The 25318-nt window shown below is 60.4% G+C and carries 19 protein-coding genes; 10 read left to right on the plus strand and 9 right to left on the minus strand.

Going from position 1 to position 25318, the window contains the following annotated elements; genetic code table 11:
* The coding region (locus OBACDRAFT_RS07030) for a Tex family protein (RefSeq protein ID WP_043584133.1) at positions 1-2350 on the minus strand (2350 nt) is incomplete at its 3' end.
* Between the two features lie 203 nt (positions 2351-2553).
* Here OBACDRAFT_RS07030 and OBACDRAFT_RS07035 point away from each other — a divergent pair.
* Positions 2554-4188: a DUF7507 domain-containing protein gene (locus OBACDRAFT_RS07035; protein ID WP_232766769.1), complete on the plus strand. Its 1635-nt coding sequence runs from the start codon at positions 2554-2556 to the stop codon at positions 4186-4188.
* A 319-nt stretch (positions 4189-4507) separates the two neighbouring features.
* On the opposite strand, the gene OBACDRAFT_RS07040 is transcribed toward OBACDRAFT_RS07035, so the two are convergent.
* From OBACDRAFT_RS07040 to OBACDRAFT_RS26320, 4 genes are read right to left on the minus strand one after another with little or no spacing between them, the layout of a single operon-like run.
* A complete protein-coding gene (locus OBACDRAFT_RS07040) occupies positions 4508-5560 on the minus strand; it encodes a substrate-binding domain-containing protein (protein WP_052361392.1) in 1053 nt (350 codons plus the stop codon).
* A complete protein-coding gene (locus tag OBACDRAFT_RS07045) occupies positions 5557-6192 on the minus strand; it encodes a type IV toxin-antitoxin system AbiEi family antitoxin domain-containing protein (RefSeq protein WP_043584135.1) in 636 nt (211 codons plus the stop codon). The genes OBACDRAFT_RS07040 and OBACDRAFT_RS07045 overlap by 4 nt, the downstream gene beginning before the upstream one ends.
* Complete coding sequence (locus OBACDRAFT_RS07050) at positions 6189-6947, minus strand: nucleotidyl transferase AbiEii/AbiGii toxin family protein (protein WP_043584137.1); 759 nt, start codon at positions 6945-6947, stop codon at positions 6189-6191. Before OBACDRAFT_RS07050 ends, OBACDRAFT_RS07045 begins: the two co-directional genes overlap by 4 nt.
* 56 nt (positions 6948-7003) lie before the next feature.
* Positions 7004-7252 (minus strand): helix-turn-helix domain-containing protein, encoded by a 249-nt coding sequence (locus tag OBACDRAFT_RS26320; protein WP_081721867.1) that lies wholly within the window; start codon positions 7250-7252, stop codon positions 7004-7006.
* 133 nt (positions 7253-7385) lie between these two features.
* Here OBACDRAFT_RS26320 and OBACDRAFT_RS07055 point away from each other — a divergent pair, with 133 nt between their 5' ends.
* The 6 genes from OBACDRAFT_RS07055 to OBACDRAFT_RS07080 all read left to right on the plus strand — a co-directional run bounded on the left by OBACDRAFT_RS07055 (position 7386) and on the right by OBACDRAFT_RS07080 (position 15395).
* Complete coding sequence (locus OBACDRAFT_RS07055) at positions 7386-8051, plus strand: carbohydrate binding domain-containing protein (protein WP_043584139.1); 666 nt, start codon at positions 7386-7388, stop codon at positions 8049-8051.
* Positions 8052-8114: 63 nt separating this feature from the next.
* The gene (locus OBACDRAFT_RS07060; protein ID WP_052361394.1) at positions 8115-8699 is read left to right on the plus strand and encodes a carbohydrate binding domain-containing protein; all 585 of its coding nucleotides are present in this window, start codon (positions 8115-8117) and stop codon (positions 8697-8699) included.
* Positions 8700-8703: 4 nt separating this feature from the next.
* Complete coding sequence (locus OBACDRAFT_RS07065) at positions 8704-9408, plus strand: type II secretion system protein (protein ID WP_043584141.1); 705 nt, start codon at positions 8704-8706, stop codon at positions 9406-9408.
* Between the two features lie 135 nt (positions 9409-9543).
* Positions 9544-11811, plus strand: coding sequence for a hypothetical protein (locus OBACDRAFT_RS07070; RefSeq protein WP_157836947.1), 2268 nt, complete (start codon positions 9544-9546; stop codon positions 11809-11811).
* Positions 11808-12587 carry a carbohydrate-binding family 9-like protein gene (locus OBACDRAFT_RS07075; protein WP_081721868.1) on the plus strand — a complete coding sequence of 260 codons (780 nt, stop codon included), beginning with the start codon at positions 11808-11810 and terminating at the stop codon, positions 12585-12587. Before OBACDRAFT_RS07070 ends, OBACDRAFT_RS07075 begins: the two co-directional genes overlap by 4 nt.
* Before the next feature lie 144 nt (positions 12588-12731).
* Entirely contained in the window at positions 12732-15395 is a 2664-nt protein-coding gene (locus OBACDRAFT_RS07080) for an alpha-L-rhamnosidase (RefSeq protein WP_052361397.1), read from the plus strand.
* A 52-nt stretch (positions 15396-15447) separates the two neighbouring features.
* On the opposite strand, the gene OBACDRAFT_RS07085 is transcribed toward OBACDRAFT_RS07080, so the two are convergent.
* From OBACDRAFT_RS07085 to OBACDRAFT_RS07100, 4 genes are all read right to left on the minus strand, one after another.
* Entirely contained in the window at positions 15448-15978 is a 531-nt protein-coding gene (locus OBACDRAFT_RS07085; protein ID WP_043584143.1) for an STAS domain-containing protein, read from the minus strand.
* A 224-nt stretch (positions 15979-16202) separates the two neighbouring features.
* Positions 16203-19100, minus strand: a complete 2898-nt coding sequence (gene acnA, locus OBACDRAFT_RS07090) for an aconitate hydratase AcnA (RefSeq protein WP_043584146.1) — start codon at positions 19098-19100, stop codon at positions 16203-16205.
* A 131-nt stretch (positions 19101-19231) separates the two neighbouring features.
* On the minus strand, positions 19232-19708 hold the full coding sequence (locus tag OBACDRAFT_RS07095) for a redoxin domain-containing protein (protein ID WP_043584148.1): 477 nt from the start codon (positions 19706-19708) through the stop codon (positions 19232-19234).
* A gap of 231 nt (positions 19709-19939) precedes the next feature.
* A complete protein-coding gene (locus tag OBACDRAFT_RS07100) occupies positions 19940-20713 on the minus strand; it encodes a helix-turn-helix domain-containing protein (protein ID WP_043584149.1) in 774 nt (257 codons plus the stop codon).
* Between the two features lie 230 nt (positions 20714-20943).
* Here OBACDRAFT_RS07100 and OBACDRAFT_RS30610 point away from each other — a divergent pair, with 230 nt between their 5' ends.
* The 3 genes from OBACDRAFT_RS30610 to OBACDRAFT_RS07115 all read left to right on the plus strand — a co-directional run bounded on the left by OBACDRAFT_RS30610 (position 20944) and on the right by OBACDRAFT_RS07115 (position 25299).
* Positions 20944-22098 carry a Gfo/Idh/MocA family protein gene (locus tag OBACDRAFT_RS30610; RefSeq protein WP_043584151.1) on the plus strand — a complete coding sequence of 385 codons (1155 nt, stop codon included), beginning with the start codon at positions 20944-20946 and terminating at the stop codon, positions 22096-22098.
* 132 nt (positions 22099-22230) lie between these two features.
* Entirely contained in the window at positions 22231-22434 is a 204-nt protein-coding gene (locus OBACDRAFT_RS07110) for a hypothetical protein (RefSeq protein WP_052361398.1), read from the plus strand.
* Between the two features lie 33 nt (positions 22435-22467).
* Positions 22468-25299 (plus strand): PEP/pyruvate-binding domain-containing protein, encoded by a 2832-nt coding sequence (locus OBACDRAFT_RS07115; RefSeq protein ID WP_088179286.1) that lies wholly within the window; start codon positions 22468-22470, stop codon positions 25297-25299.
* The last annotated feature ends 19 nt before the right edge of the window (positions 25300-25318 follow it).

Here is a 25318-nt window from a genome sequence, read left to right on the forward strand (position 1 = left end):
GGGAGCCGCGTCCAGAACGGTTGCCGAAATTGCCGCCGCCGCCACCCGCGGCAGCAGGCGTGCGCGAGCCGATCTGCGGGTTGGTGCGCAGGCTGAGAGCGATGCGGTTGCGCGCGAGATCGACTTCGATGACAGTGGCGCGGACTTTCTGGCCGGGTTTCACCACTTCGGAGGCGTCTTTGACAAAGGTGTCGGAGAGTTGGCTGACGTGGACGAGGCCGTCTTGATGGACGCCAACATCGACGAATGCGCCAAAGGCAGTGACGTTGGTCACGATGCCGGGGAGTTTCATGCCGGGCTTCAAGTCCTCGGGTTTGTGCACGCTGTCGTCAAAGGCGAAGGTCTCAAACTTGGCACGCGGGTCGCGGCCGGGTTTGGCGAGTTCCTTCATGATGTCGTTGAGCGTGGGGAGGCCAACGCTGTCGGTGACGTAGGCGTCGAGATTGATTTTGCGGCGGAGTTTTTCGTCGCGGATGAGGTCGGCGACAGAGACGCCAAGATCGGCGGCCATTTTTTCGACGACGGGATAGCTCTCCGGATGCACGCCGGAGGCGTCGAGGGGATTTTCTTTCGCGTCGCGGATGCGCAGGAAGCCGGCGGCTTGCACGAAGGCTTTGGGGCCGAGGCGCGGGACGGTGAGGAGTTCAGCGCGGGAGGTGAAGGGGCCTTTTTCGTCGCGGCGGGCAACGATGGCGGCAGCGGTGCTGGTGTTGAGGCCGGAGACGTAGCTGAGGAGGTGCTTGGAGGCGGTGTTGAGTTCGACGCCGACGTTGTTGACGCAACTGATGACGCAGTCGTCGAGGGAGCGTTTGAGGGCGTTTTGATCAACGTCGTGCTGGTATTGACCGACGCCGATGGATTTGGGGTCGAGCTTCACGAGTTCGGCGAGCGGGTCCATGAGGCGGCGTCCGATGGAGACGGCGCCGCGCACGGTGATGTCGTGGTTGGGAAATTCTTCGCGGGCAACTTCGCTGGCGGAGTAAATGGACGCGCCGGATTCGTTGACGGACACGATGGGGATGGAGGCAGGGAGGCCAAGGGCGCGCACGAAGGCTTCGGTCTCGCGGGAGCCGGTGCCGTTGCCGATGGCGATGGCCTCGGTCTTGAATTGGGCGACGAAGCCGAGGATTTTTTCGCGGGCTTCAACGGCGTGGCGGTCAGGGTAAATGACGTCGTTGTGGAGGAGTTTGCCCTGTCGGTCGAGGATGACGGTTTTGCAGCCGGTGCGAAAGCCGGGGTCGATGGCGATGGTGTTTTTCTGGCCGAGGGGCGAGGCGAGGAGGAGTTCGCGGAGGTTGTCGGCAAAGACTTTGATGGCGGTGGCGTCGGCGGCCTTTTTCGAGTCGAGGCGGAACTCGGTTTCCATCGCGGGGGCGAGGAGGCGTTTGTAGGCGTCGGCGATCGTGAGGCGCATCTGGGCGGTGCAGGAAACGGGTGCGGTGGTTTCCTGTTTCAGCGTTTCAGCTTTCACATAAAGGCGGTCGAGTTCGGCGATGGCGGAGAGTTCATCGACGGTGATGCGCATCATGAGGAAGAGTTCCTTTTCGCCGCGTCGCATGGCGAGGAGGCGGTGCGAGGGGCATTTGGCGAGGGGCTCGGTCCAGTCAAAGTAGTCTTTGAATTTGGCGGCCTCGGCTTCCTTGCCGCTGAGGACTTTGCTGCTGACGACGGCGGTGGAGCGATAGAGGGCGCGGAGTTTTTCGCGGGCGGCAGCGTCGTCGGAGATGCGTTCGGCAAGGATGTCGCGCGCGCCGGCGAGGGCTTCGGCGGCGTCCTTGATTTTGACGGGGGGGGGGGGGGGGACCTTGCCGTCGTCGGGAGTGTATTCGTGTCCCGAATACGCATCGGCGTCGGCGGCGAGTTCGTCGGCGGTGGCGGTTTGCGCCCAGATGAGTTCGGCGAGGGGTTCGAGACCTTTTTCGCGGGCGATGGTGGCTCGGGTGCGTTTTTTGGGACGGAAGGGGAGGTAGATGTCTTCGAGTTTGTTGAGGGTCTCGGCGGCGGCGATGGCGGCGGCGAGTTCGGGGGTGAGGAGGTTGCGTTCCTTGAGCGAAGCAAGAATGGCGGCGCGGCGGTCGTCGAGGGCGGCGAGTTGTTCGAGGCGGTCGCGGATGGCGGTGATCTGCACTTCGTCGAGTTCGCCGGTGGCTTCCTTGCGGTAGCGGGCGATGAAGGGGACGGTCGCGCCATCCTTGAGGAGTTGCGCGGTGGCGGCGACTTGTTGCACGCGGATGCCGAGTTCCTGCGTGATGCGCAGGACGTGTTCGCCGTTGAGCTGGATGGATGCCGGGGCGGCAGACTGGGCGGGGATGCTTTCGGTGACGGAGGCTGAGAGCGATTCGGTGGACATTAGACGGTGTAAGCAGAACGTGGAGAAAACGAAAAACGGGCAACTCCAACGCATGAGCAGCGGCGGGCAAGGGTTTCTTTAAAATAGGACAAACAACTTGCATCATTCTCGCCTCGCGCCACCCATTGCACGCTGTATCAGTGATAAAAATCTCTGTTCCTGCATCAGCCACGACACCTCGGCTCCTCCTTCCGCTTTACACTATGAAACCGACATCATCCATCCGCTCAGTCACAACCTCCGCGCGCCTGCTCCGTCTTGTCATGACCGGCGTGGTTGCGCTCTTCGCCGCGACAACCCTCCAGTTATCGGCCGACGTCTGGCGTCCCGCCAAGCAAGCTCCCGCCAAACAGGCCCCGGCCCCCAAAGCCACGCGCAGCACCGCCGTCGCACAACCCGCCCCGGCTCCGGCCCCGGCACCAGTTGCAACTCCCCCCCCCCCCCCCCCGGCACCCGCGCCGCAACCCTTGCCCGCGATCCAACTCGGGCCCGACTTCACCTCCAATCTCTACACCGTCCAAAAACGTCTCATCTCCTCCACGCAAGTCGGCGGCCTCTATCGCTACGTTGTCCGCTTCACCGCCGTCGAAGCCGTGACCAACATCAGCCTCACCGAACACCTGCCGCCCGGCCTCACCTACGTTGCCTCCGACCCCTCGGCGCGCGTCAACGGCAACAACCTTTCCTGGAACTGGCCCCACTCGGCCAAAGGCGATGTCCACGACTTCGTCATCACCGTGCGCCCCGAACGCGAAGGCCACTACATGACCACCACCACGGCCTGCGTGAGTCCGGTGGCTGCGATGCCGCTCTACGCCGGCACCCCGCGCCTTGAAATCGCCAAGACCGGCCCCGCCAGCGCCGAACTCGGCGACGTCGTGCCCTTCCGCGTGCAAGTCCGCAACGCCGGCACCGCCCCCGCCCGCAACGTCGTAGTCAACGACACTCTGCCCGCCGGCCTCACCGCCACCAGTCCCCTCAGCGCCACCCTCGGTGACCTGCCCCCCGGCGAGACGCGCGAAGTCACCGTCAACGCCCGCGCCGACAAGACCGGCACGCACGTCAACACCGCCACCGCCACCTTTGAAGGCGGCCAGCCCATTCAGGCCAAGGCCCCCGTCAACGTCGTGCAGTCGCGCCTCGAAATTACCAAGGCCGGCACCCGCAACTCCTACATCTTCAAAAATGCCGGCTATCAGATCGTGGTCAAAAACGCCGGCAGCACATCGCTCACCAACGTTGTGGTGACGGACGAACTCCCGCGCGGCACCACGCCCACCTCCGCCAATCCGCAACCCGCTGTATCGGGCAACCGCCTCACCTGGACGATCCCCACGCTCGCCCCCGGCCAGAGCCAGACTGTCGGTGTCCAGCTCACCAACACGCAACCCGGCCAGACGATCAACGTGGCCACGGCCAGCGCCACCTCGCCCACCGGCAAACGACTGGCTGTCCAAGCCCAAGCCCCGACCGACTGGGAAGGAGCGCCCGGCGTCCGTACCGAGATGGTGGATACCGTTGACCCCGTCCGCGTCGGCGAGACCACGATCTACAACATCCAGATTCTCAACCAGGGCGTTTACAAACCCGTCAACGGCCAGATCAAGGTGACGCTCAGCGACCATCTGCGACCGATCACGACCGGCGGCGACGCTCAGGGAACGATTCAGGGGCAGGTCGTAACCTTCCCCGACGTCGTGCTCAACCCCAACGGCACCACCAAGCTCAAGATCGAGGCCCAAGGCGTGAAAGCCGGCTCGGGCCGTGCCCGTCTCGAATTCATGAGTTCCTTCCTTGAGGAACCCGTCATCAAAGACGAATCGACCTTCGTTTACTGACGCGAAAGTTGCACCTTGGAGGGCGGGTTTTTGTTGCCAATCCCCGCCCGACGGCGTGAAACGCCGCCCATCCGGAAAGCGTGGCTTCGCCACGTCTGGCGGGTCGGGAGACCTATACGCGCTAACATGTTTCGTTTTTTTCTTCATTTTTTGATTCAAACCAGCCTTTTAAATCTAAAAATCGCTGTTTTCTGCTGAAATAATCTCAAGAAATGCGTGGCGATTGAAAAGATGTTAGCGCGTATAGGTCGGGAGACCCGCCCTCCTAAAATACAGGCCACCTAAATCAGCCACCAACGCGCCACGCCTCCCAGCGATTTCAGGTCGTTGTTCCGTCCACCCAATCGCCGGTCACCAGCACCGTTTTGGCGCGGGCGGGGATGCCATGTTCGTTGTGGTGGATTTGCTCAATGACCAACTCGACCGCCGCTGCGCCCAGCAGCGCATTGTTCAGATTGATGCCGCTAAATGTGGCCTGATCCCTCTGGATGTTCAGGCTGGCCAGGGCAACATCCTCCGGCACCCGAAAGCCGAGATCAGCCAGCCACCAACCCACGATGTGCTGCAACACGAGAATCGCATCGGGGCGGTGGCGAGCGAACCACGTATCGAACCCCTCCGGCATGCCCGTATCCGGCAAGCGGTAATGCCAGAGAAACGGCGGGATGCGGTCCGCCTTCGGCCATTCCGACTGCGCCGCCAGATAACCGCCCACCCGCTTGCGCTGCGTGCGCTGGTTGTCCTCATGCCGGATGGCGAGTCCGATGCGCTTGTAACCCCGTTCGCGCAAGCGGTCCGCCGCCAGCGCCGCTGCGTAAAAATGGTCGTTGTCGGCGCGATGGAGGTTGTGATTGCGCAACGTGTATCCGATCGCCGAACACGCAAAATGCTCCCAATCGAAGTCGATGTCGGTGTGCGGAAAAGGATCGGCCAGCGGCGCGAGGATCGCGCCCGGGATGCCGCGCGCGCGGAGGATGGCGCGCATGCGTTCGCCCGTCATGCGGGCGCCCGAGGCGTCGGTGCTGACAAGCGAAAAATGCTCGATCTTGTAGCCCAGCGCGGTCGCGCGTTCGATTGCTCCGTGGTAAATATCGGCGGCGTGGGTTCTGCCCGGTTCGAGTTCCGAGAGGTCGGTGTTGGTGGTAAGGTAAGCGAGCGTCGGGTGCGACTTGAGCGGGCGTCCATTGCGAAGCTGCGCCATGAGTGCAGAGACAAGCGGATTGGCCCGGTAGCCGAGCCTAGCCGCTATTTTCTGGATACGCTCGCAGGTTTTCCGCGGCAGGCTGGGATGATTGCGCAGCGCCCGGCTGACGGTCATCTTGGAGACTTTGGCCCGGTCGGCGATGGTTTGGAGAGTGGGCAGTTTGTTCATTTTGACTGTCTCCGCGCCTCCGCTTTTTTCCCGAAACGACAGACGGCCAGCTTTTGCTCCACGAAAATACGCCGACTTTTCCCTGCGATTCTAGCCGTCCAGGCCTCGGCCTCGTGCCAACGAAAGGTCCGGGGAAATTCGACTTCTGGAAGGGTGGCAAACAGGCGCGAACGGGTGGGTGCGAGGTAAAGCAGGTCAAACAGCGCCTTTTCCGCCGTCGCCATCTTCGCGCCGTCAGGCGTCGTTTCGAAGCCGCCAAACAACTCCGCCGGCAGACGGTGGAAGGAGATCGCGCCCAGCGGCGTGGAGACCCGGCGAGCCCGCCCGAGGGTGGCGACATAAAGCACCGCCGGTATCTGCTCGATCAACCCGTGCCGGAAGAGCGCCGACTGCAAAGACACATAGGCGGGAAAAGGCGCCGCCAGTTGCTCCGCCGCCACCTCGCGACCGCCCGGGCTTCCCTGAGTCCAATGCCCCCGGGCCAGCCGCTGCACGAAGCCTCCCCGGGCCAGCCGGGATAGAATCACGGAGGCGTTGGCCGGGCTTACTTTCAGCAATGCGGCGACGTCCCGCGTAGCGAAGCCTGCCACGCCGAGCGCCCGGATTCTTTGCAATGCCTCCATCTGGTTCATCGGACGCATGCCTCCAGAGCTTCGACCACTTCGTCCTGCAACGCGTTCCACCGCTCCCTGCCTCCGTAGTAGTCTTGGTATTCGGGCACAAGATACGCCCTGACCTGTCCGGAAAACTCATCGAAACCGATGGTCATCGCGTTGTTGATCGCATCAGGGACTTCGTCGGCCGCCCCCTTGGGGAGCCGCTGCCGGCCGGCTCCGGCATCGAGAAGCAGCTTCAGGTCGAAGATGTCGCGCGCCTGTGTTTCGCTTCGCCTGCTCAATGCGACAATTTTTTGCCGGAAGGCCGCTTCCTTCGAGTAATGCTGGGCCAAGACCGGATAAAGCGCGTAGGCGTGCGTCAATTCGGCGTCCACAGGCTCCAGCAGGTGATCCTCATCGAGTCCCTTGCGTCGGGAAAATTCAATTTTGGTGGGGAGTGGGCTGGAACCTCGCAGTCGGAGGCCGATTTTCCAGCGTTGAGTGGTATCCGTTTGTTTGGCGGCGGTGATGTGTTCGACCTCGATTTGTTTCACCTTGAGCGATTGTCCGAATGCGGAAGACCCCAGTATGGCATCGACATTGTTGCGCAAAGTGCCCGTGGCCATCGTGCGGATGTCAAAATCAATGTCCTCCGAATAGCGGATGCTGCGCAGGTAAAAACGCAAATTGCACCCTCCCTTGATCGCAAACAGGCTTTTGTCCACCCGACGTCCCAAGTGGGCGATGAAGATCAAGTGGAAAATTTCAATGGCTTGGCGCTCGGACCACATGCGGAAAAACTGAATCAAGAATACGCCTAATCAACACTATTGTTTATTTTGTGTATTTATGATGATGTGGGATTCGACATGCCTGCCGGAGGCGTCCCAAGGAGAGGCGGGCGTCCATTGCGAAGCTGCGCCATGAGAGCAGAGACAAGCGGATTGGCCCGGCAGCCAAGCTCTGTCGCTATTTTCTGGATACGCTCGCAGGTCTTGCGAGGCAGGCTCGGGTGGTTGCGCAGCGCCCGGCTGACGGTCATGCGCGAGACCTTTGCCCGGTCGGCGATGGTTTTAGGAGTTGGCGCTTTGTTCATGGCTTGCAGGAACTTATTGATCCATCGGCTTACGAGTAACGTAACACCGATATCGCCTTGTTTGGGTAAACAGCACAAGGGTTCTTTTCTCTAATAACCTCACCAGCCCTGAACCTAATATCACCCGAAATCCATGAAAACACATAGTCCGTTTCGTTTCTTGGTTACGCAGACTGCCGCCTTGATCGGTTTGTGTGCCTTTGTCTCCGTCGCCAACGCTCAGTTTATCCTTAATGGCAGTTTCGAAACAAATGCGCCTGCGACGTGGAACACCAATGCACCTACAAGTTGGGGTGTCGAAAACACCTCCTTCTTTTGGGTTAACGGCACCGTCTCCACACCAGTTGCCAGCTTCAATGCGCAAGATGGCAACGCCTATGCTGGAATCCAGCGCTCAGCCGCCAACTCCGTGCAAGGTGTCCTCAAACAAAACATCACCAATCTTACCGAAGGTGAATCCTACTCGGTTTCTTTTTGGACCCGGGCTCGAAGCACAGATTCCCAAAATGGCACATGGACCGTTTCTGTACGCGACTCTTCCGGTGTCCTTGGAACGCTGTCCGGCAACCCGATAAACGGAACGTGGACCGAATATTCGTTTACTTTCATAGCCACCAGCGAGATTCCAGTTCTGAGACTGGCATTTACCAATAACGGAACGGGGGACCGCACATGCATGTTCGACAATGTCACCGTCAGCCTCGTCCAGGTTCCGGAACCAGCCACGGTAGCGTTGCTGACCGCATGTGGTGCGATTCTGTTTGCCGTTATCGTTCGCCGACGTCGCCAGCAAAACTGAAAGTGCCGCGTCACCTCCCGCGCGCCCACTATTACAACCCGAATTACTCCACTCCCGATCACCATGCAATTATCCAAAATTCTGAAAACAGGACTGGCCCTTGCCGGACTGACTATTGGCAGCTGTTTTTTCCCGACCTTCGCTGCAGGCCAGACAATCAAGAACGCAGGTTTTGAAGAAGGTGCGCCCGAGACTGGCTTCGTTCAAAAAGTCCCCCGCGGGTGGACGTGGAAAAACTCCAGCTTTTATTGGATAGCGTCAGGTTTGGCTCCCGTGTTTGCCAATGCGACAGCACAAGAAGGCAAAGCGTTTGTCGGTTTGCAGAGATCGGCGTCCGACGACGTGGCGGCGGTGCTGAAACAGCGCGTCACCGGCTTAAGCGAGGGGAAAACTTACACGCTCTCAGTTTGGATTCGCGCCCGGAATGCTGGTTCCCGGTCAGCCAAGTGGACCATATCTGTCATGGCCGCAGGGGAGACAATTGCCGCCAAAAGTGGACAAGCTCAAACAGAAGCATGGGAGGAACAATCGGTGACGTTTACGGCAACCGGCCCAACTGTCATAATCCGACTCTCCGTCAATAATGAGCCGGGCAAAGATCAGATTGTTTTCTTCGACAACGTGACTCTCACAACCACCACCCAATAAAATCATGAAGGCTATTACCCCAAACTGTTCTCGTGCATTCACTCTGATCGAACTGCTCACGGTCATCGCCATCATTGGGATTCTTGCCGCAATTCTTATTCCAACGGTATCCAAAGTTCGCAGTTCAGCAAACGCAGCGGCCTGCCTGAGCAACATGCGTCAACTCGCCCTCTCCTTGCTCATTTACAGCGAGGGAAATCGTGGCGTATTTCCCGATAACGCTTACGCCACGCGTTGGGACCGGATGGCGCTTTCGACCGCTTCAGAAAATCCTGGCTATAGCGCTATTCTCAAATGCCGGTCCGATAAGATCGACCGGGATGCTGGCACGCTGGGCGCAACCATCGCGTCGCAACCTCGCTCGTATTCACTTAACCCTGTCTTGATCAACTATGATGGTTCGTATGGGACGGAAAGCCTGTGGGGTCCCAGTCTGCCGGGAAAAAACAAGGGGATCCGGATCAGTTCCATCGTCGCTCCCAGCCGGATGCTCATGCTGGTGGAGTATTTCCACCAATATAACGGTTTCACCGAAGGTCGGGTGGTAGCGACGACAGCTTTCCAGAATAACGCACATGGCGATGGAATGAACGGGGCGTTTTGCGATGGTAGCGCAAAACGCATCAAAACATCCTCAGATTTGCTCACACGCCCCGGCGGCACAGGGCAAAATGCCTACGAAAAAAACTACCTGCGGAATGGTCCGTAAACCAGCTGTTTTCCCACAGTCATACCAAATGTAATCCTAATAAGCAGCGGTGGGGCATAACCATCACCGCATTCCTACGCCACACATTCTCATCCCGTCGTTTCTCCCGTATCCCGTTTAATGCCTTTCTCAATCATGCCTTCGCTTGTTTGCCGTTTCTATTCCCTTCTTCTCATCAAAGTAGCTTCCGCCGTATTGCTGGCTGGCTCTGTTTCCCTAGATATCCGACCAGATACGTATTCAGGCAAATTCCTCACCTTGAAAAACAATGCGATCGAATTTCGACCATTGAATGATTTCGGCCCCTTGGTGGCGGACAGTGTAAATGGAGGGAGAATATTGAAGCCGGGTGAGTACAAGATTCAACTTGTATCCAAATCATCGCAGCCATCGGAAAAAGAGGGGAGTCTATCGGAGAAGTTTATTTACAAAATACCGAACATATCGGGGACCCCGATCTTTTCCGTCACAGTCACGCGCACGCCGGGGCAATTGGAACTGATTTTTGAGGGTGAGGCAGGCGCATTTGCCGGCATGAGCCCGGGGAATTTTCCGAATAGCGCGGAACTGATCGGGTTCAACATTCCCACCCGCTACACCGAAGACCACGAACCGCACTCCCGTTTCCCTGATATCTTTTATCATCGGGGACTTGGTGTTTGGATGCGCGGACGTTGGGATTTGGATTACAGCAACGCCAGCCAGCAAAAACGCCTCTACACGTTGAACTCCACAGCACTGACCGGCGAGGATGCCGTATTTTTCCCCGGTTTGAGCGGCACCAATGAGGAAGGAACCGAGAAAGTTGCGCCTTCACACCCCGAACATTTTTTTGATGTGGAGTTGATGTATCAGAAAGGACCTGACGGAAAACGCCGTCCGCTGCGCGAGCGTTTCGTACTGCGCTGGGCTGAACGCCTGTGGGACGCTGTCGAACCCGTGGATCAGAAACCAAGCCCATATGGAGAGGCCATGCGTAATCTGATCTACGTGGACATGTGGGACGGGCAATATGCCGACCGGTCGGAATTCACCGCATGGATGCAGCAAACGGTTGGGAGTTACATAGGCGGACTCACAATTTTGCAGAACTGGCAAGGCGGTGGTTTCGACTCCAACCTGCCTCTTTCGATCACGGATGACCTGCCACCCAACCCGAACAAGGCGGGCACACCGGAACAGTTGAGAACATGGATGGAGCAGATGAAATCCTGGGGGCTGGCGGGACTGCGCACCAATTACATGTATTACAAGGACAAGGGATCGCCGATCAAGCAGACCGTGCAGCGCGCGATCAATGCCGAGGGCAAGACCTCCTGGCATACGCAACCGCGATCGGGAATCTCCATCATCAAACGTCAGGAGACGTATATTAAAGATAACTACAAAACCACAGTGACTTTTTCCGACCAGTTAACCTCCATCGGAACTGGCTTTGGTTGTGTCGATTTCACTCCGAGCGCACCAAATTCTGGAACTATCCGGGGCGCTCGTCAGGCGCTGCGCGATTACGCAATACAAATCAAGAGTCTGGTGAATGGTCCGCTTTTGTCAGAAACTCTAAATACGCAATTCCAGATCGGCGAGTATGTGGATTCGGGCGACTATGGAATTTTTGAAGGATTTCAGCGCGTGGTGACACCCGACTATAAACTACGTCGCTTACATGGCCTCACAACCATGCATGGCATGGGCTTGAGTTACCGGTATTTCTTCGCCCCCCCCTATGCAGGCAATAACAAGCTGTCCAAGGGGAAGGCGATCTACGGTGATCCACGCAGCCCAGGCGCGGATGACTACCGTGCCATGACGGTGATTTACGGCAACGCAGCTTATCTCGATTACGGTCCAGACCGAGTTTCATGGGACAAGGCAATCACTGAGGCGATGACTGTCGGCATGCTGCAGCGGCATTATCTTCTGACGCCAGTTGACGACATCCTTTACGAGACTGCCAAGGGCTGGGAAACACTGGAAAACATCTTGTTGACGGGTCAAAATCCGCGTCCGTTTTTTAGACGTATCAAAGTCGTTTATCAAAACGGGTTAACGGTGGTCATGAATCGTAAGGAAGAGTCGCTGACAGTGACCTTGCCGACATTTGGACGCGTATTATTGCCCAAGCATTCATTTGCAGTCTGGTCGGCAGACGGAAAGGTCGAAGGTTTTTCCGGCATTCCCCAAGAGGCCGGAAACGGAGGCCAAATTGACTATGCCCGCGACGACAACCGGAAACTGCTTTTCATCAATCCGCGTGAATCCGGCTATCGCAATCTGGAGGCAGCCACGATTTTTGAGGACGGCAAACAGGTTTACCAGTTGCCGGAAGAGAAGCGTTATCATCCCAAGTCAATACCTTCGGCGATTGTCCAGGTTCGCATTGATGAAGCTCGAGACCAATGAAGCCCACGCTATGGTTCTCCATGATGTTGTCAGCCTCTGTCGTTTGCGCTGCCAACATATCGCCAGAAATCATTGTGCCACGCATAACAGCTGCTATTGGGCTAGATGGCAAGGGCGGTGACCCTGCGTGGGCTCAAGCAAAGCATTTGGAATTAAGCGATTTCTGGCAACCGACGCAGGGTATAGGATCGGCGGCACGTACACGGGTGTCGCTGATGCACGACGGAGAAAATCTGTATCTGGCTTTTGACTGCGAAGACAGCGACATCAAGGCAACATGCACTGATCACGATGGGCAGACGTTTCGCGATGATTGTGTGGAGTTGTTTTTCGGCGCGGACGATCAGCGTGGAGCTTTCGCCGCATGCCTTGAAATCAACGCCATCGGAACGATGGCTGATTATTACTACCAACATGCGGACTGGATAAATTACCGGTTCGAATCGCAGGCGCAGGTGGCGGTTTCGCGTGCACCCTTGCTGCGGGACGAGACAGGTGTAATGATCGTGGGCTATCGTGTGGAGATCGCGGTGTCTTTTTCAGCGTTGCAGCCGATAGTGAATTTATTCGTCAACCAACCTCGTGCAACCGCCATGAGGTCGGGACGAGCACCGGATAGGCTGAGAGCAAACTTTGCCCGATGGGACAGAAGCACAGCGAAGACGACGGGAACAGCTAGAGCGATGGATCGCTTCACGATCTGGTCTGATCCCCATTTTTATCAGCCCCATCCTCACCGACCCGAGCAGATGGGATGGCTGCGATTTGAACAATAATCTAAAGCTGAAGCATTTCACATATCTTTTGGAAATGGCAGGCAAGACGCCTGCCACGCAGGGATCGTTCGTCCTTTTATTTTACGAGTCTCTTTTATGATCCAACTTTCGGATAACGGTCTTGTCTGTAATGAGGTGGTCGCAATGGCAGACGTCCCGGCGCGGACCTCCACGGATGCCGTGCTTGCTACGCTGGCGCGGCCGTTTGCATTGCGGGCGGAACATCACGAAGGCAATCCGCTCGGGCTGGACTGCGCGCGTCCACGCTTGTCGTGGAAACTGCCTCTTGAAATCGGCGGGCGGCGTGTGTTGCGACAAGTGGCGTGGCAGTTACGCGTGAATGGAATTTTGGATACGAGACGGCGGACAGACTCCAATTCGGTTTTTGTGGAATGGCCGGGAGAAAGCTTGCGGAGTCGTCAGCGTATCCGCTGGCAGGTGCGCGTCTGGGTCTGCGTGGATGAGGAGGAGGACGCGCTGGCGACCGACTGGAGCGAAGAGGCCGTGTTTGAAGTGGGTTTGCTGGCGCGCAGCGACTGGTCGGCGCAATGGATCGGTTTTGGCGATGATGGAAAATTGGATACACCGCCATCGCCGTTCTTGCGCCGTTCTTTTTGCTTGGAAGCGAAGCCGGTGCGGGCGCGGCTGTATGCAGCGGCTCTTGGGCTTTTTGAGTTTTCGCTGAATGGAGAGCCCGCGCATCCCGAGGTGGTGCTGGCGGGCGGTTGGACCGATTTTCGGAAGCGAACACAGTGTCATGCCTTTGATGTCACTCGGCTGCTGCGCTCAGGCGAAAATACGCTGGGCGCGTTTTTGGCCGATGGATGGTATGCGGGGTATCTTTCGTGCGATGGGAAGCGACAGATTTACGGCGGAGCACCCGTCTTGCTGGCGCAGTTGGAAATTGAATACGATGACGGCAACGTGCAGCGGGTGGTCAGCGATGCTTCATGGGAGGGACGAACGGGGCCAATCGTATCGGCTGATTTGTATCATGGAGAGCACTACGATGCCCGATTGGAGTTTTCAGTTACAAGCAAACGGGGGGGGGAGGGGGGAGCATCGGAGGGAGGGTCGCCGGTTTATGAGCGGGCGTGGCCGGAGGAATTGTTGGTCGATCCACGGGTGGCGGAGCCAGTGCAGCGGATCGAGGAGCGGTTGGCATGTGCGGTGACAAAAACGGCAGAGGGAGTGTTTATCTTTGATTTTGGGCAGAATTTTTCCGGTTGGGTTCGCCTGCACTGGCGAGGGCGGCGAGGGCAAAAGGTCGTGTTGCGTTTCGGCGAAATGCTCAACGCCGACGGTTCGCTCTACACGGCCAACCTGCGCACGGCGCGGGCCACCGATTGTTATGTTTTTGGTCGGGATGAAACGGCAACGTGGGAACCTCGGTTCACGTTTCACGGTTTTCGTTATGTCGAAGTCAGCGGGTTGGGGTTGGCTGCGGGAACGCTTCCTCCGCTGGAAACCATCACGGGCATCGTCTTGCACAACGCGATGCGGGCGACCGGGAGTTTCCGTTGTTCGGACAAACGAGTGAACCGCCTGGTGGAAAACATCCGGTGGAGTTTGCGGAGTAATTTTCTGGAGATACCGAGCGATTGTCCGCAGCGCGACGAACGGCTGGGCTGGTCGTGCGACATTCAGGTCTTCGCAAAGACGGCGTCATTTTTTTATGATACGGATGCGTTTTTGACCAAATGGATGCGCGACATGCGCGACGGACAACTGGCCGACGGGGCGTTTCCCGATCTGGCTCCGACGTTCATCTGCGGGTTTGGCAATGCGGCGTGGGCGGACGCGGGTGTCATCGTTCCTTGGGTAATTTATCGGCGTTTTGGAGATGTTTCCGTGCTGGAGGAAAATTATGCGGCCATGTGCGCATGGATTCGGTTTCAGGAGACGACGAGCCGCGATGGGGTGCGCCCGCCGACGGTTTATGGCGACTGGCTGGCGCTCGATGCGGTCAAGCCGCAATACGCCCCGGTGCCCAGCGATTTTGTGGGCACGGCGTATTTTGCCCGGACGTGCTCCATCATGGAGCGTGTGGCGCGGGTGCTGGACCGGACGGAGGATGCGCAGCAGTTCTCCCTGTTGCGGCGCAAGGTGACGGAGGCTTTTCGCCGGGAGTTTGTTACCGCAGGAGGGCGGCTGGTGGGAGAATGCCAGACGGCTTATGCGCTGGCGCTGGCGTTTGACCTGCTGCCTCCTCCCCAGCGGGCGGGCGCGGTGGATCGCCTCGTAAACCTGATCGACAGGCATGAGGGACACTTGAGCACCGGTTTTGTCGGCACGCCGCTGTTGTGCCCGGTGTTGAGCCGGTTTGGGCGGCACGATGTGGCGATGCGGTTGTTGTTGAACGAAACGTATCCATCCTGGCTCTACACAGTGGCGCAGGGGGCGACGACCATGTGGGAGCGGTGGAATAGTTTTACCTTGGACAAGGGGTTTGGCGACGAGGGGATGAATTCATTCAACCACTACGCGTTTGGCGCGATTGGCGAGTGGCTGGTGCATTTCGTGGCGGGCATCGCTCCGGGGCAGTCGGCCCCCGCTTACCGGCACATCGTATTCCGTCCGCAGCCATGCGCGGGGCTGGATCATGCGGAGGCATCGTTGGAAACTCCATATGGGCGGGCGTCAATCGCATGGCGGATGAACGGGCAACGCATGGAGGGAGAACTGGAGGTGCCGCCGGGAGCGTTTGCAGATTTCGAGGGAGGGGCGTTTGAGCGCTGGCGTGTGGGCCGGGTGGACGGCGGCGGACGACTAGCGGCGGGGCGGCATGGGTTTGAAGGAGACGTATAGAAGGAATCTCAAATCTGAGATTTCAAATTTTCCAGCCCTCCCCCCCCCCCCCCTACCCTTCGCTGATGCGGTTTTTCAGGAAGGTGAGGACGTCCTGAAATTTGGTGCGGTTGTTTTCGTCCACGGCCACGAGGTTTTCGTGGGCGGCAAGGACGTAGCGGGCGCTTTCGACTTCGTTCAAAATCGCTCCGGTTGGAAGCGCCTGGTCGCCGGTTGCAGCCGGACTGCCGGCGGTGGCGGCAGGGAGGTTTTCGCCGGTGTCGAGTGTGAGCAGGCGGTGGAGGCCGAGGTTGCGCACGAGTTCGAGGTTGCGAGGACCGACACGGCTGATGATGAGACTGCCGGGCGGGGCAAGCTTGCGCACCTCAAGCGCGGCCCCCGCCAGGACGCCGAGAAAGGTGCTGTCCATCGTGGAACAATGCAGGAAGTCGAGGACGAAACGGCGTTTGCCCATGCGCAGCGCCTCGGTAAAAAAATCATGCAGACTGGAGCTGTTGAGGAAGGAGGCGCGCCCTTCGATTCGGATCACCACGGGATCGGAATTGGGATCGACAAAAAAAGCAGGTTGGGCGGTCTCGGACATCACGCGTCTTTTCAGGTTGGTTGATGAAGCTTACCGGAAAGTAGAAAAATTTCAGGTCGGCGAACGATTTTCGAGCGTGGAGTTGCGGGGGATGAAGGAAAAAATGAATTAACCACAGAGACACCGAGGCACAGAGATTCAAACCAGGAGAAGGTGTTGGAAAGTTGGATGCGCTGCTCCGTGGGTTGCCTTTTGTGCCTCTATGTCTCTGCGGTTAATTTCTTTCAGCTCTGCGCGATGATCTGGCGGAGCACGTAGGGGAGGATGCCTCCGTGTTGGTAATAATCGACCTCAATGGGCGTATCAATGCGGCAACTCACGGCGACGTTTTGCTGCGTGCCGTCCTTGCGCGTGATGCGAAGCGTGAGGTCTTGCTGCGGACGAATCGTGGCGTCGAGGCCGACAACGTCGTAGGTTTCGCTGCCATCAAGTTTGAGCGTCTGCGCAGTGGTGCCGTCCTTGAACTGGAGCGGGAGCACGCCCATGCCAACAAGGTTGCTGCGGTGGATGCGCTCGAAGCTCTGCGCAACGACGACTTTGACGCCGAGGAGATTGGTGCCTTTCGCCGCCCAGTCACGCGAGGAGCCAGTGCCGTATTCTTGTCCGGCAATGACGATGAGGGGGGGGGGGGAGTGTGGCGCAGGCGTCTCGCCTGCTTTGGGAAGGGAAGAAGCGGGCGGGACGCCCGCGCCACTCCGTTGTAGGGGCTTCGCTTGCGAAGCCCGCGACTGCGTTTCGGTCTGCGATTGCTTTTCTGGGGTTCGGTAAATCTGTCCGGCTGGCGCGGGCGTCGCAAGCGACGCCCCTACAGCGGGCGGGACGCCCGCGCCACTTTTCCAGGCTTGGGCGGCGTCGTAAATGGCGGCTTCCTTGCCGTCGGGGCCGAGGGTGTTGCCGCCTTCTTTGCCGCCGAGCATGAGATTCTTGATACGCACGTTGGCAAAGGTGCCGCGTGTCATGATGCGGTCGTTGCCACGGCGCGAGCCGTAGCTGTTGAAGTCGGCAAAGGCTACGCCGTGTTCCTCAAGGTAACGTCCGGCGGGCGAGCTTTTCTTAATCGCACCGGCAGGCGAAATGTGGTCGGTCGTCACGGAGTCGCCAAAAATGCCAAGGGCGCGCGCGCCTGTAATGGGTTTTATGATACCGGGTGTGAGTGAGAAGTTTTCGAAGAAGGGCGGCTCCTGGATGTAGGTGGAGTTGCGGTCCCATTCGTAAACGTTGCCCGTGCTGGAGGGGATTTCGTTCCACTTGGGGTTTTGCGCGGCGAAGTCGGTGTAGAGGCGGCGGAAGACGTCGGGTTTGAGCGCGGCGGCGAGTTGGTCGCGCACGTCTTGGAGCGTGGGCCAGAGGTCGCGCAGGTAAACGGGTTGGCCGTTTTTGTCGGTGCCGAGGGGGTCGGTGTTCATGTTGATGTCCACGCGTCCGGCGAGCGCAAAGGCGACGACGAGCGGGGGCGACATGAGGAAGTTGGCCTTGATGTTTTGGTGGACGCGGGCCTCGAAGTTGCGGTTGCCGGAGAGGACGGAGGCGGCAACGAGGTCTTTTTTGACAACGACGTCCTCAATGGCGGGGTCGAGAGGGCCGGAGTTGCCAATGCAGGTGGTGCAGCCGTAGCCAACGGTTTCGAATCCGAGTTGGTCGAGGTAGGGTTGGAGGCCGGTTTTGTCGAGGTAGTCGGTGACAACGCGCGAGCCGGGGGCGAGGGAGGTTTTGACGAGTGGGTTGACGGTCAATCCGCGTTCGACGGCTTTTTTCGCAACGAGTCCGGCGGCGAGCATGACGCTGGGGTTGGAGGTGTTGGTGCAGCTCGTAATGGCGGCGATGAGGACGCTGCCGTGGCCGAGGCGGGTGTCGCGGATTTGGGCGGAGGTGGCGGCGTAGTCGGCGGCGGGTTTGCCGAATCCGTTTTCTGTAACGGGTCGGGAAAACGCGGCGTGAAATTCGTCTTTGAGCGCGGGGAGTTCGATGCGGTCTTGCGGGCGTTTGGGGCCGGCGACGCTGGGTGTGACGGTGGCGAGGTCGAGCGAGAGTTCGACGGTGTAGTCGATGTCGCCTTGTTGTGGGATGCCCCAGAGTCCTTGGGCGCGGTAATAGGCTTCGTAGAGTTCGACGTGGTGCTCGTCGCGTCCGGTGGCGCGCAGGTAGTTGGTGCACTCGGCGTCGATGGGGAAGAAGCCCATCGTGGCGCCGTATTCGGGAGCCATGTTGGCAATGGTGGCGCGGTCAACGACGGGGAGCGCGGCGGCGCCGGGGCCGTAAAATTCAACGAATTTGCCGACGACTTTTGCTTTGCGCAGGAGTTGCGTGAGGGTGAGCGCGAGGTCGGTGGCGGTGACGCCTTCGCGGAGGGCGCCGGTGAGGTAAACGCCGACGACGTCGGGGGTGAGGAAATACACGGGTTGGCCGAGCATGCCGGCTTCGGCTTCGATGCCGCCCACGCCCCAGCCTACGATGCCGATGCCGTTGATCATGGTGGTGTGGGAGTCGGTGCCAACGAGTGTATCGGGATAACAGATACTGTTGGCATCCTTGAGCACGCCTTGGGCGAGATATTCGAGGTTGACTTGGTGGACGATGCCGATGCCGGGGGGAACGACTTTGAAGGTGTCGAAGGCTTGCATGCCCCACTTGAGGAATTGGTAGCGTTCGCGGTTGCGGGTGAATTCGAGTTCGAGGTTTTGCGCGAAGGCGGCGGGACTGCCGGCGAAGTCCACTTGCACGGAGTGGTCCACGACGAGGTCAACGGGGACGAGGGGTTCGATGATCTTGGGGTTTTTGCCGAGGCGGGCCACGGCGGAGCGCATGGCGGCGAGGTCAACGAGGAGGGGAACGCCGGTGAAGTCCTGCAACACGATGCGGGCGACGACGAAGGGGATTTCCTCGGTGCGCGGGGCTTTCGCGGCCCAGGTGGCGAGGTCGCGTATGGCTTGTTCGGATACGCGTTTTCCGTCGCAGTTGCGCAGGAGCGATTCGAGCACGAGGCGGATCGAGACAGGGAGGCGGTTGATGTTGTCGAAGCCGGATTTTTTCAGCGCGGGAAGCGAGTAGTAGGGGTGGCTGACGCCGTTGACGCTGAAGCTGGAGAGCGTGTTGAAGGGATTCGGTAGCGGCTGGCTGCTCATGTGGTGGGTCGTTGGTCGTGGCTGATGGTTGACAGGTCGTTGGTCAAAAGAGGTCGGCGATGGCTGGCTGCTGCGTCGGCAGGGAGGCCCCGGAGAGTCCTCCCTGCCGTTGCAAAATCACCGCGGGCGGATCAGGCGGCGGCGAGCGCGGCCTTGATGGCGGCAAAGTTGGGCAGGTCCTTGGGCGTGGGCGTCTGCTCGGCGTATTTGACGATGCCGTCCTTGCCGATGACGAAGGCGGCGCGGGCGCTGACGCTGCCGAGGCCGTTGAGATCGGCCAAAAGTGTGCCGTAGGCGGCGGCGGTGGTCTTGTTGAGATCGGAGGCGAGCGTGAGACCGATGCGGTTGGCCTTGGCCCAGGCTTCTTGCGCGAAGGGGCTGTCAACGCTGATGGCGATCACCTTGGCGCCGAGGTCTTCGTAAGCGGTGAGGCCGCCCGAAACGTCGCACATCTCGGTGGTGCACACACCCGTGAACGCGAGCGGGAAAAAGAGGATGACGACCTGCGATTTGCCGAGGTAGTTGGAGAGTTTGATGTCCGTGAGTCCGTCGGCTGTCTTGGACTTGAGGGAAAAATCAGGAGCCTTGGTGCCGGTTGCGATAGCCATGATGATGTGGTGAATGCGGATGGTTAATGTGATATGCGTTGCGGTCAGGTCGGTCGTGATGCGTCCGTTGCGCGGACGTTTTCAAGAAGGGGAAGACGCTATAAGCACCGCACCCGGACGGGCAAATGGTTTTTCCCGACAGAAGCATGTGTTCTGATCGCGAAGCGATTGCCATTAGCGGGACTGCGCAGGGGGGCAGTCGCCACATCGGACGCCGCCCGCAGAACAAGGTTATCGCTTGCGCCACACACTCGGCGGCTGGCCGGTTTGCTTGCGAAACCAGCGGGCGAAGTAGTTGGGGTCCTCGAAGCCCGCCTGCGCCGCCGCATCCGCAATGCTCGCCGCGCCCCGCAATGCCTGCTGGGCGGTTTGCAGACGCTCCTGGTCGCGCATGGCGCGCAGACCCAGGCCGTGTTCGCGTTTCAGCTTGCGGCTCAATGCGTCGCGCACGTAGCCGGCCCGGCGCGCCACCTCGCCGAGCGATGGCGCGGCGCGCAGATCGGCGCGAATACGGTCCACCAGAGGCTCGGAGGGCGCGGGAGCCTCGACTTGCTGGTGGCGCGAGGGTTCCAACAGCCGGGCGATCACGGCGATGATCGTCGGGTAATCCGAGAGCGTGGGACGGCCCTTGGTGGGCACGCGCGCGAGCAGGCCATGCAGTTCGTTGAGCGACTGCTGCGGCAAACGGCGGTGAACGACGCGTTTTCCGGGCCGGATCGTATCGTAATCGAGCACGAGGTTGAGCGGACGGCTCGTGCCCGCCATGGCGAACCCGTGCGGCACATGCGGCGGGATCACGAACAGGTCGCCCGCGCGCGCCTCGTAACGCCGCCCGCGCACGATCTGGCCGCCCTCGCCCGTCAGGTAGAGAATGAGTTGCGTGAACGGATGCTCGTGCTCCGCCACCTCGGCCTCGCGGTGACGGTTGAGTTGCAGTTTGCGCAGCACAAAGCCGAGCGCCTGGATTTCGATTTTCTGAATGAGGATGGGACTCCAGCCGAGCATGGGTTTTTCCTTTGGGTTGAGATTGGGTTGGGAGAAAGAGTTCAGGGTTTTGAGTTTCAGACGGGCCTGCGGTGACTGTCCAGTAAGGGCCGTCGCTGGAGTCGGTTTAGTGCTAGGTTGAGTCGGATGCGTTCTAACTGCAAGCCAGCGTTTTCGCTACGCTAATTCACGTAGTTTTTTTCCAACACCACCCCCCGTTTCTCATCCACGACTTCACAAATCCACCAATTATGACCACGCACAAAATCGGCATCATCATGAACGGCGTCACCGGACGCATGGGCACCAACCAGCACTTGCTCCGTTCGATCAAGGCCATCATCGACCAAGGCGGCGTAAAGCTCTCGGACAACGAGGTCATCATGCCCGACCCGATCCTCGTCGGTCGCAGCGCCTCCAAACTCGCCGCCCTCGCCCTCCGCGCCGGACTGCCCGAGGAACGCATCACGACCAACCTCGACGCCGCCCTCGCCGACCCCGCCAACCAAATCTACTTCGACTCCACCCTCACCGGCCAGCGCCCCACCGGCGTCCGCAAGGCCATCGCCGCCAAAAAACACATCTACTGCGAAAAACCCACCGCCACCACCTCCAAGGAAGCCCTCGCGCTCTTCAAGGAAGTCACCGCCGCCGGACTCAAGAACGGCGTTGTGCAAGACAAGCTCTGGCTCCCCGGTCTCGTTAAACTGAAGTATCTCATCGACACCGGATTCTTCGGCAAAATCCTCTCCGTTCGCGGCGAATTCGGCTACTGGGTCTTCACCGGCGAATACGAAAAACTGCAACGCCCCTCCTGGAACTACCGCAAGGAAGACGACGGCGGCATCATCGTGGACATGCTCTGCCACTGGCAGTACGTCATCCAAAACCTCTTCGGCGAAATCAAGAGCCTCTCCTGCCTCGGTGCCACGCACATCCCGCAACGCTGGGACGAAGCCGGCAAACCCTACAAATGCACCGCCGACGATTCCGCCTACGCCACCTTCGAACTCGAAAACGGCACCATCTGCCACTTCAACTCCTCGTGGTGCGTGCGCGTTGACCGCGACGACCTCCTCACCCTCCAAGTGGACGGCACCCACGGCTCCGCCGTCGCCGGCCTGCGCGATTGCAAAGCCCAGTCCCAAGCCGCCACGCCGCGCTGCGTCTGGAATCCCGACATCGACAGTCCCATCAACTACAAGGACGGCTGGACCCGTGTCCCCTCCAACGACGCCTACGACAACGCCTTCAAGGTGCAGTGGGAAAAATTCCTCCGCCACGTCGTCAAAGACGAGCCCTTCCCCTGGAACCTCCTGCAAGGCGCCAAAGGCGTGCAACTCGCCGAACTCGGCCTCCAGTCCTGGGCTGACCGCAAGTGGGTCAACGTTCCCAAGCTCGGCTAAACGCACAATTCATCACAAACGAAAAACCGCAGCCTCACCGCTGCGGTTTTTTTTATTGAATGCGTTGCCGCCCGCCCCGCATCGCGGCATCTTGACCGGCAACCGTCCCGACTCACGCGTATGCAGAAACCAATGACAACGCCCCCCCCTCCCCCCCCGCCTCCCGCCGGTGCTGCCGCCAATTCCAACCGTTCCGCCGCCCGCTCCCTCTGGATCGCCGTGGCCCTCGCCTTCGGTCTCATGATCGCCGCCTGGTGTGTCCTCTTCATCATCGCCTCCCGCAACCGCGTGCAGGAAGTGCCGCTGCCCGCCACTCGCCACCAGTCCGGCAACTAAAAACCTCCCCCTCCCCTCCCCCCTCTCTCGTCCATGTCCACCACTGCATTCACCTCCGGCCTGCCCTCGTTTGACGCCGCCATTTCCGGCGTCCTGGCTGGTGACAACATCGTCTGGCACGTGGGCAACGTCTCCCAATATCAAGCCTTCGTCACCCCCTTCGCCACCGCATCGGTGCGCGACGGACGCCGGCTCATCTACTTCCGCTTCGCCCGCCACGCCCGCCTGCTCCCCGAAGACTTCCCCTGCGAAACCATCACCCTCCGCCCCAACGAAGGCTTCGAGGTATTCATCCATCGGATACGCACTGCCATCGGCGACGCCGGACTCGAAGTCTGTTACATCTTCGACTGCCTCTCTGACCTCGCCACCGACTGGTATTCCGACGCCATGCTCGGCAACTTCTTCATGCTCACCTGCCCCTACCTCTACGAGCTCAAGACCGTCGCCTACTTCGGCCTCCTGCGCCGCCGCCACACCCGCGAAGCCACCGAACCCGTCATCGCCACCACGCAACTCTTCCTCGACGTCTTCGGCCCCGATGACCGCCTCTACGTCCGCCCCGTCAAAACCCAATTTCGCCACACCCCCACCATCCACCTCCTCCACGTCTGGGGAGCGGACAACACCTTTGAAGTCGTCCGCACCAGCGCCGAAATCGCCCGCGCCCTCACCCGCGCCGGCCCCAACTGGGCGGCCTCCGAAGTTTACGGCGACGAACTCTGGCAACACGCCGCCACCCTCGCCGGCAACTCCGCCGACGCAGCAGCCTCCCCGGCCCCATCCTCCGATCATGCGGCACTCCCCGACCGCCCCGCCATCTGGCACCAACTCGTGCGCATGGTCATCAGCCGCGACGACGCCATCCTGCCCCTCGTGACCCGCTACCTCACGCTCGACGACCTCCTCGCCATCCGCCGCCGGCTAGTCGGCACCGGCCTCGTCGGCGGCAAAACCGTGGGCATGCTCATCGCCCGCAACATCCTCCTGCGCGACGCCCCCGCGCTCGCCTCGCGCCTCGAAGCGCACGACTCCTTTTACGTCGGCTCCGACGTATTCTACACCTACCTCGTGCGCAACGGACTCTGGCCCCACCGCGAACGCCAGCACTCCCCCGACACCTTTCTCGACGGCGTGGACGAAGCCCAGGAACTCATCCGCTCCGGCACCTTCCCCGACTACATTCTCCGCCAGTTCGAAACCCTCCTCGACTACTTCGGCCCCTACCCCTTCATCGTCCGCTCCTCCTCCCTCCTCGAAGACAACTACGGACGCGCCTTTGCCGGCAAATACGAAAGCGTCTTCTGCGCCAACCAAGGCCCGCGCGAAGAACGCCTGCGCGCCTTCCTCGATGCCATTCGCACCGTCTATGCCAGCACCCTCAGCCGCGAAGCCCTCAACTACCGCGCCCGCCACGGACTCCTCGAACGCGACGAACAAATGGCGCTCCTCATCATGCGCGTCACCGGCTCGCTCCAAGGCGCCTGGTTTTACCCTCACCTTGCCGGCGTCGGCTTCTCCTACAACCCCTTTGCCTGGCACCCCGCGATTGACCCCGCCGCCGGCGTCGTGCGCCTCGTCTTCGGCCTCGGCACCCGCGCCGTTGACCGCGTGGATGACGACTACACACGCGTCGTCGCGCTCAACGCCCCCCTGCGCCGCCCCGAGGCGGATTTCGACGACATCTGCCGCCACTCCCAACGCCGCGTCGATGCCATCGACCTCACCGCCGGCCGCCTCGCTTCCGTCGATTTCGACACCCTCCTCGCGCAATCCGCGGACGTCCCCATCGAACGCCTCACCACGCGCGACGACGAAGTCTCCGACCGCACCGGACGCGACGTGCGCGTGCTCACCTTCGAGCCCCTGCTCTCTGGCGACTCGCCCTTTGTGAGCGACATGCGCCACCTCCTCCAAACCCTGCAAACCGCCTACGACCGCCCCGTCGATGTCGAGTTCGCCGTCAACTTCCAGCCCACCGCCGCCGACTCCAAGGAGGGCGGGTCTCCCGACCCGCCGACGGCGCGCAGCGCCGCCATTCCGGAAGGCGCGGCTGCGCCGCGTCTGGCGGGTCAGGAGACCCGCCCTCCTCAAGACAACTCCTCGCGTAACACCAATTATTGGATACACCTCCTCCAATGCCGTCCGCTCCAGGTCCAGGGCACGCACAACCCCGACGTGCCCGCCATCAACGACCTTGCCCCCGCCGACACCCTCCTCCGCGCCCGCGGCGCCGTGGTCGGACACAGCCGCGTGCGTCCCATTGACTGGATCATCCACGTGCGCCCCGACATCTACGCCACGCTAGGCGAACAAGACCGCCACGCCGTGGCCCGCGCCGTTGGACGCGCCAACCAAGCACTCGGAGCCTCCCCCCCCCCCCCCCCCTCCGCCTCCGACACTCCGCACTCCGCACTCCGCACCCCGCCCTCCATCATGGCCATCGGCCCCGGACGCTGGGGCACGCACATGGCCTCGCTCGGCGTGCCCGTACGCTTCTCCGAAATCAACCACGTCAACATCATCTGCGAACTCGCCACGATGCACGCCGATCTCACGCCCGACATCTCACTCGGCACGCATTTTTTTGGCGAAATGGTCGAGCTGAACATCCTCTACTTCGGCCTCTTTCCCGACCGCCCCGGCAACACCCTCGACATCACATCGCTCGTTCAGGCGCCCGATCATTTTGAAACCCTGACCGGCTCTCCGCCACCTCCCGCCATTCGCCACGCCGTGCGCATCCTCCGTGCCGCCGACCTCGCCGCGTCCGCCGCCACCACCGACGACACACCGCCGCGCCTCTGGCTCCTCGCCAACGCCCCCGCGCAGGAAATCATCGTGAGCCGCCGATCGCTTGCGTAAACGACATGTATTCAAATTT

Origin of the sequence: Geminisphaera colitermitum TAV2 (assembly GCF_000171235.2) — a bacterium.
Classification (GTDB): domain Bacteria; phylum Verrucomicrobiota; class Verrucomicrobiia; order Opitutales; family Opitutaceae; genus Geminisphaera; species Geminisphaera colitermitum.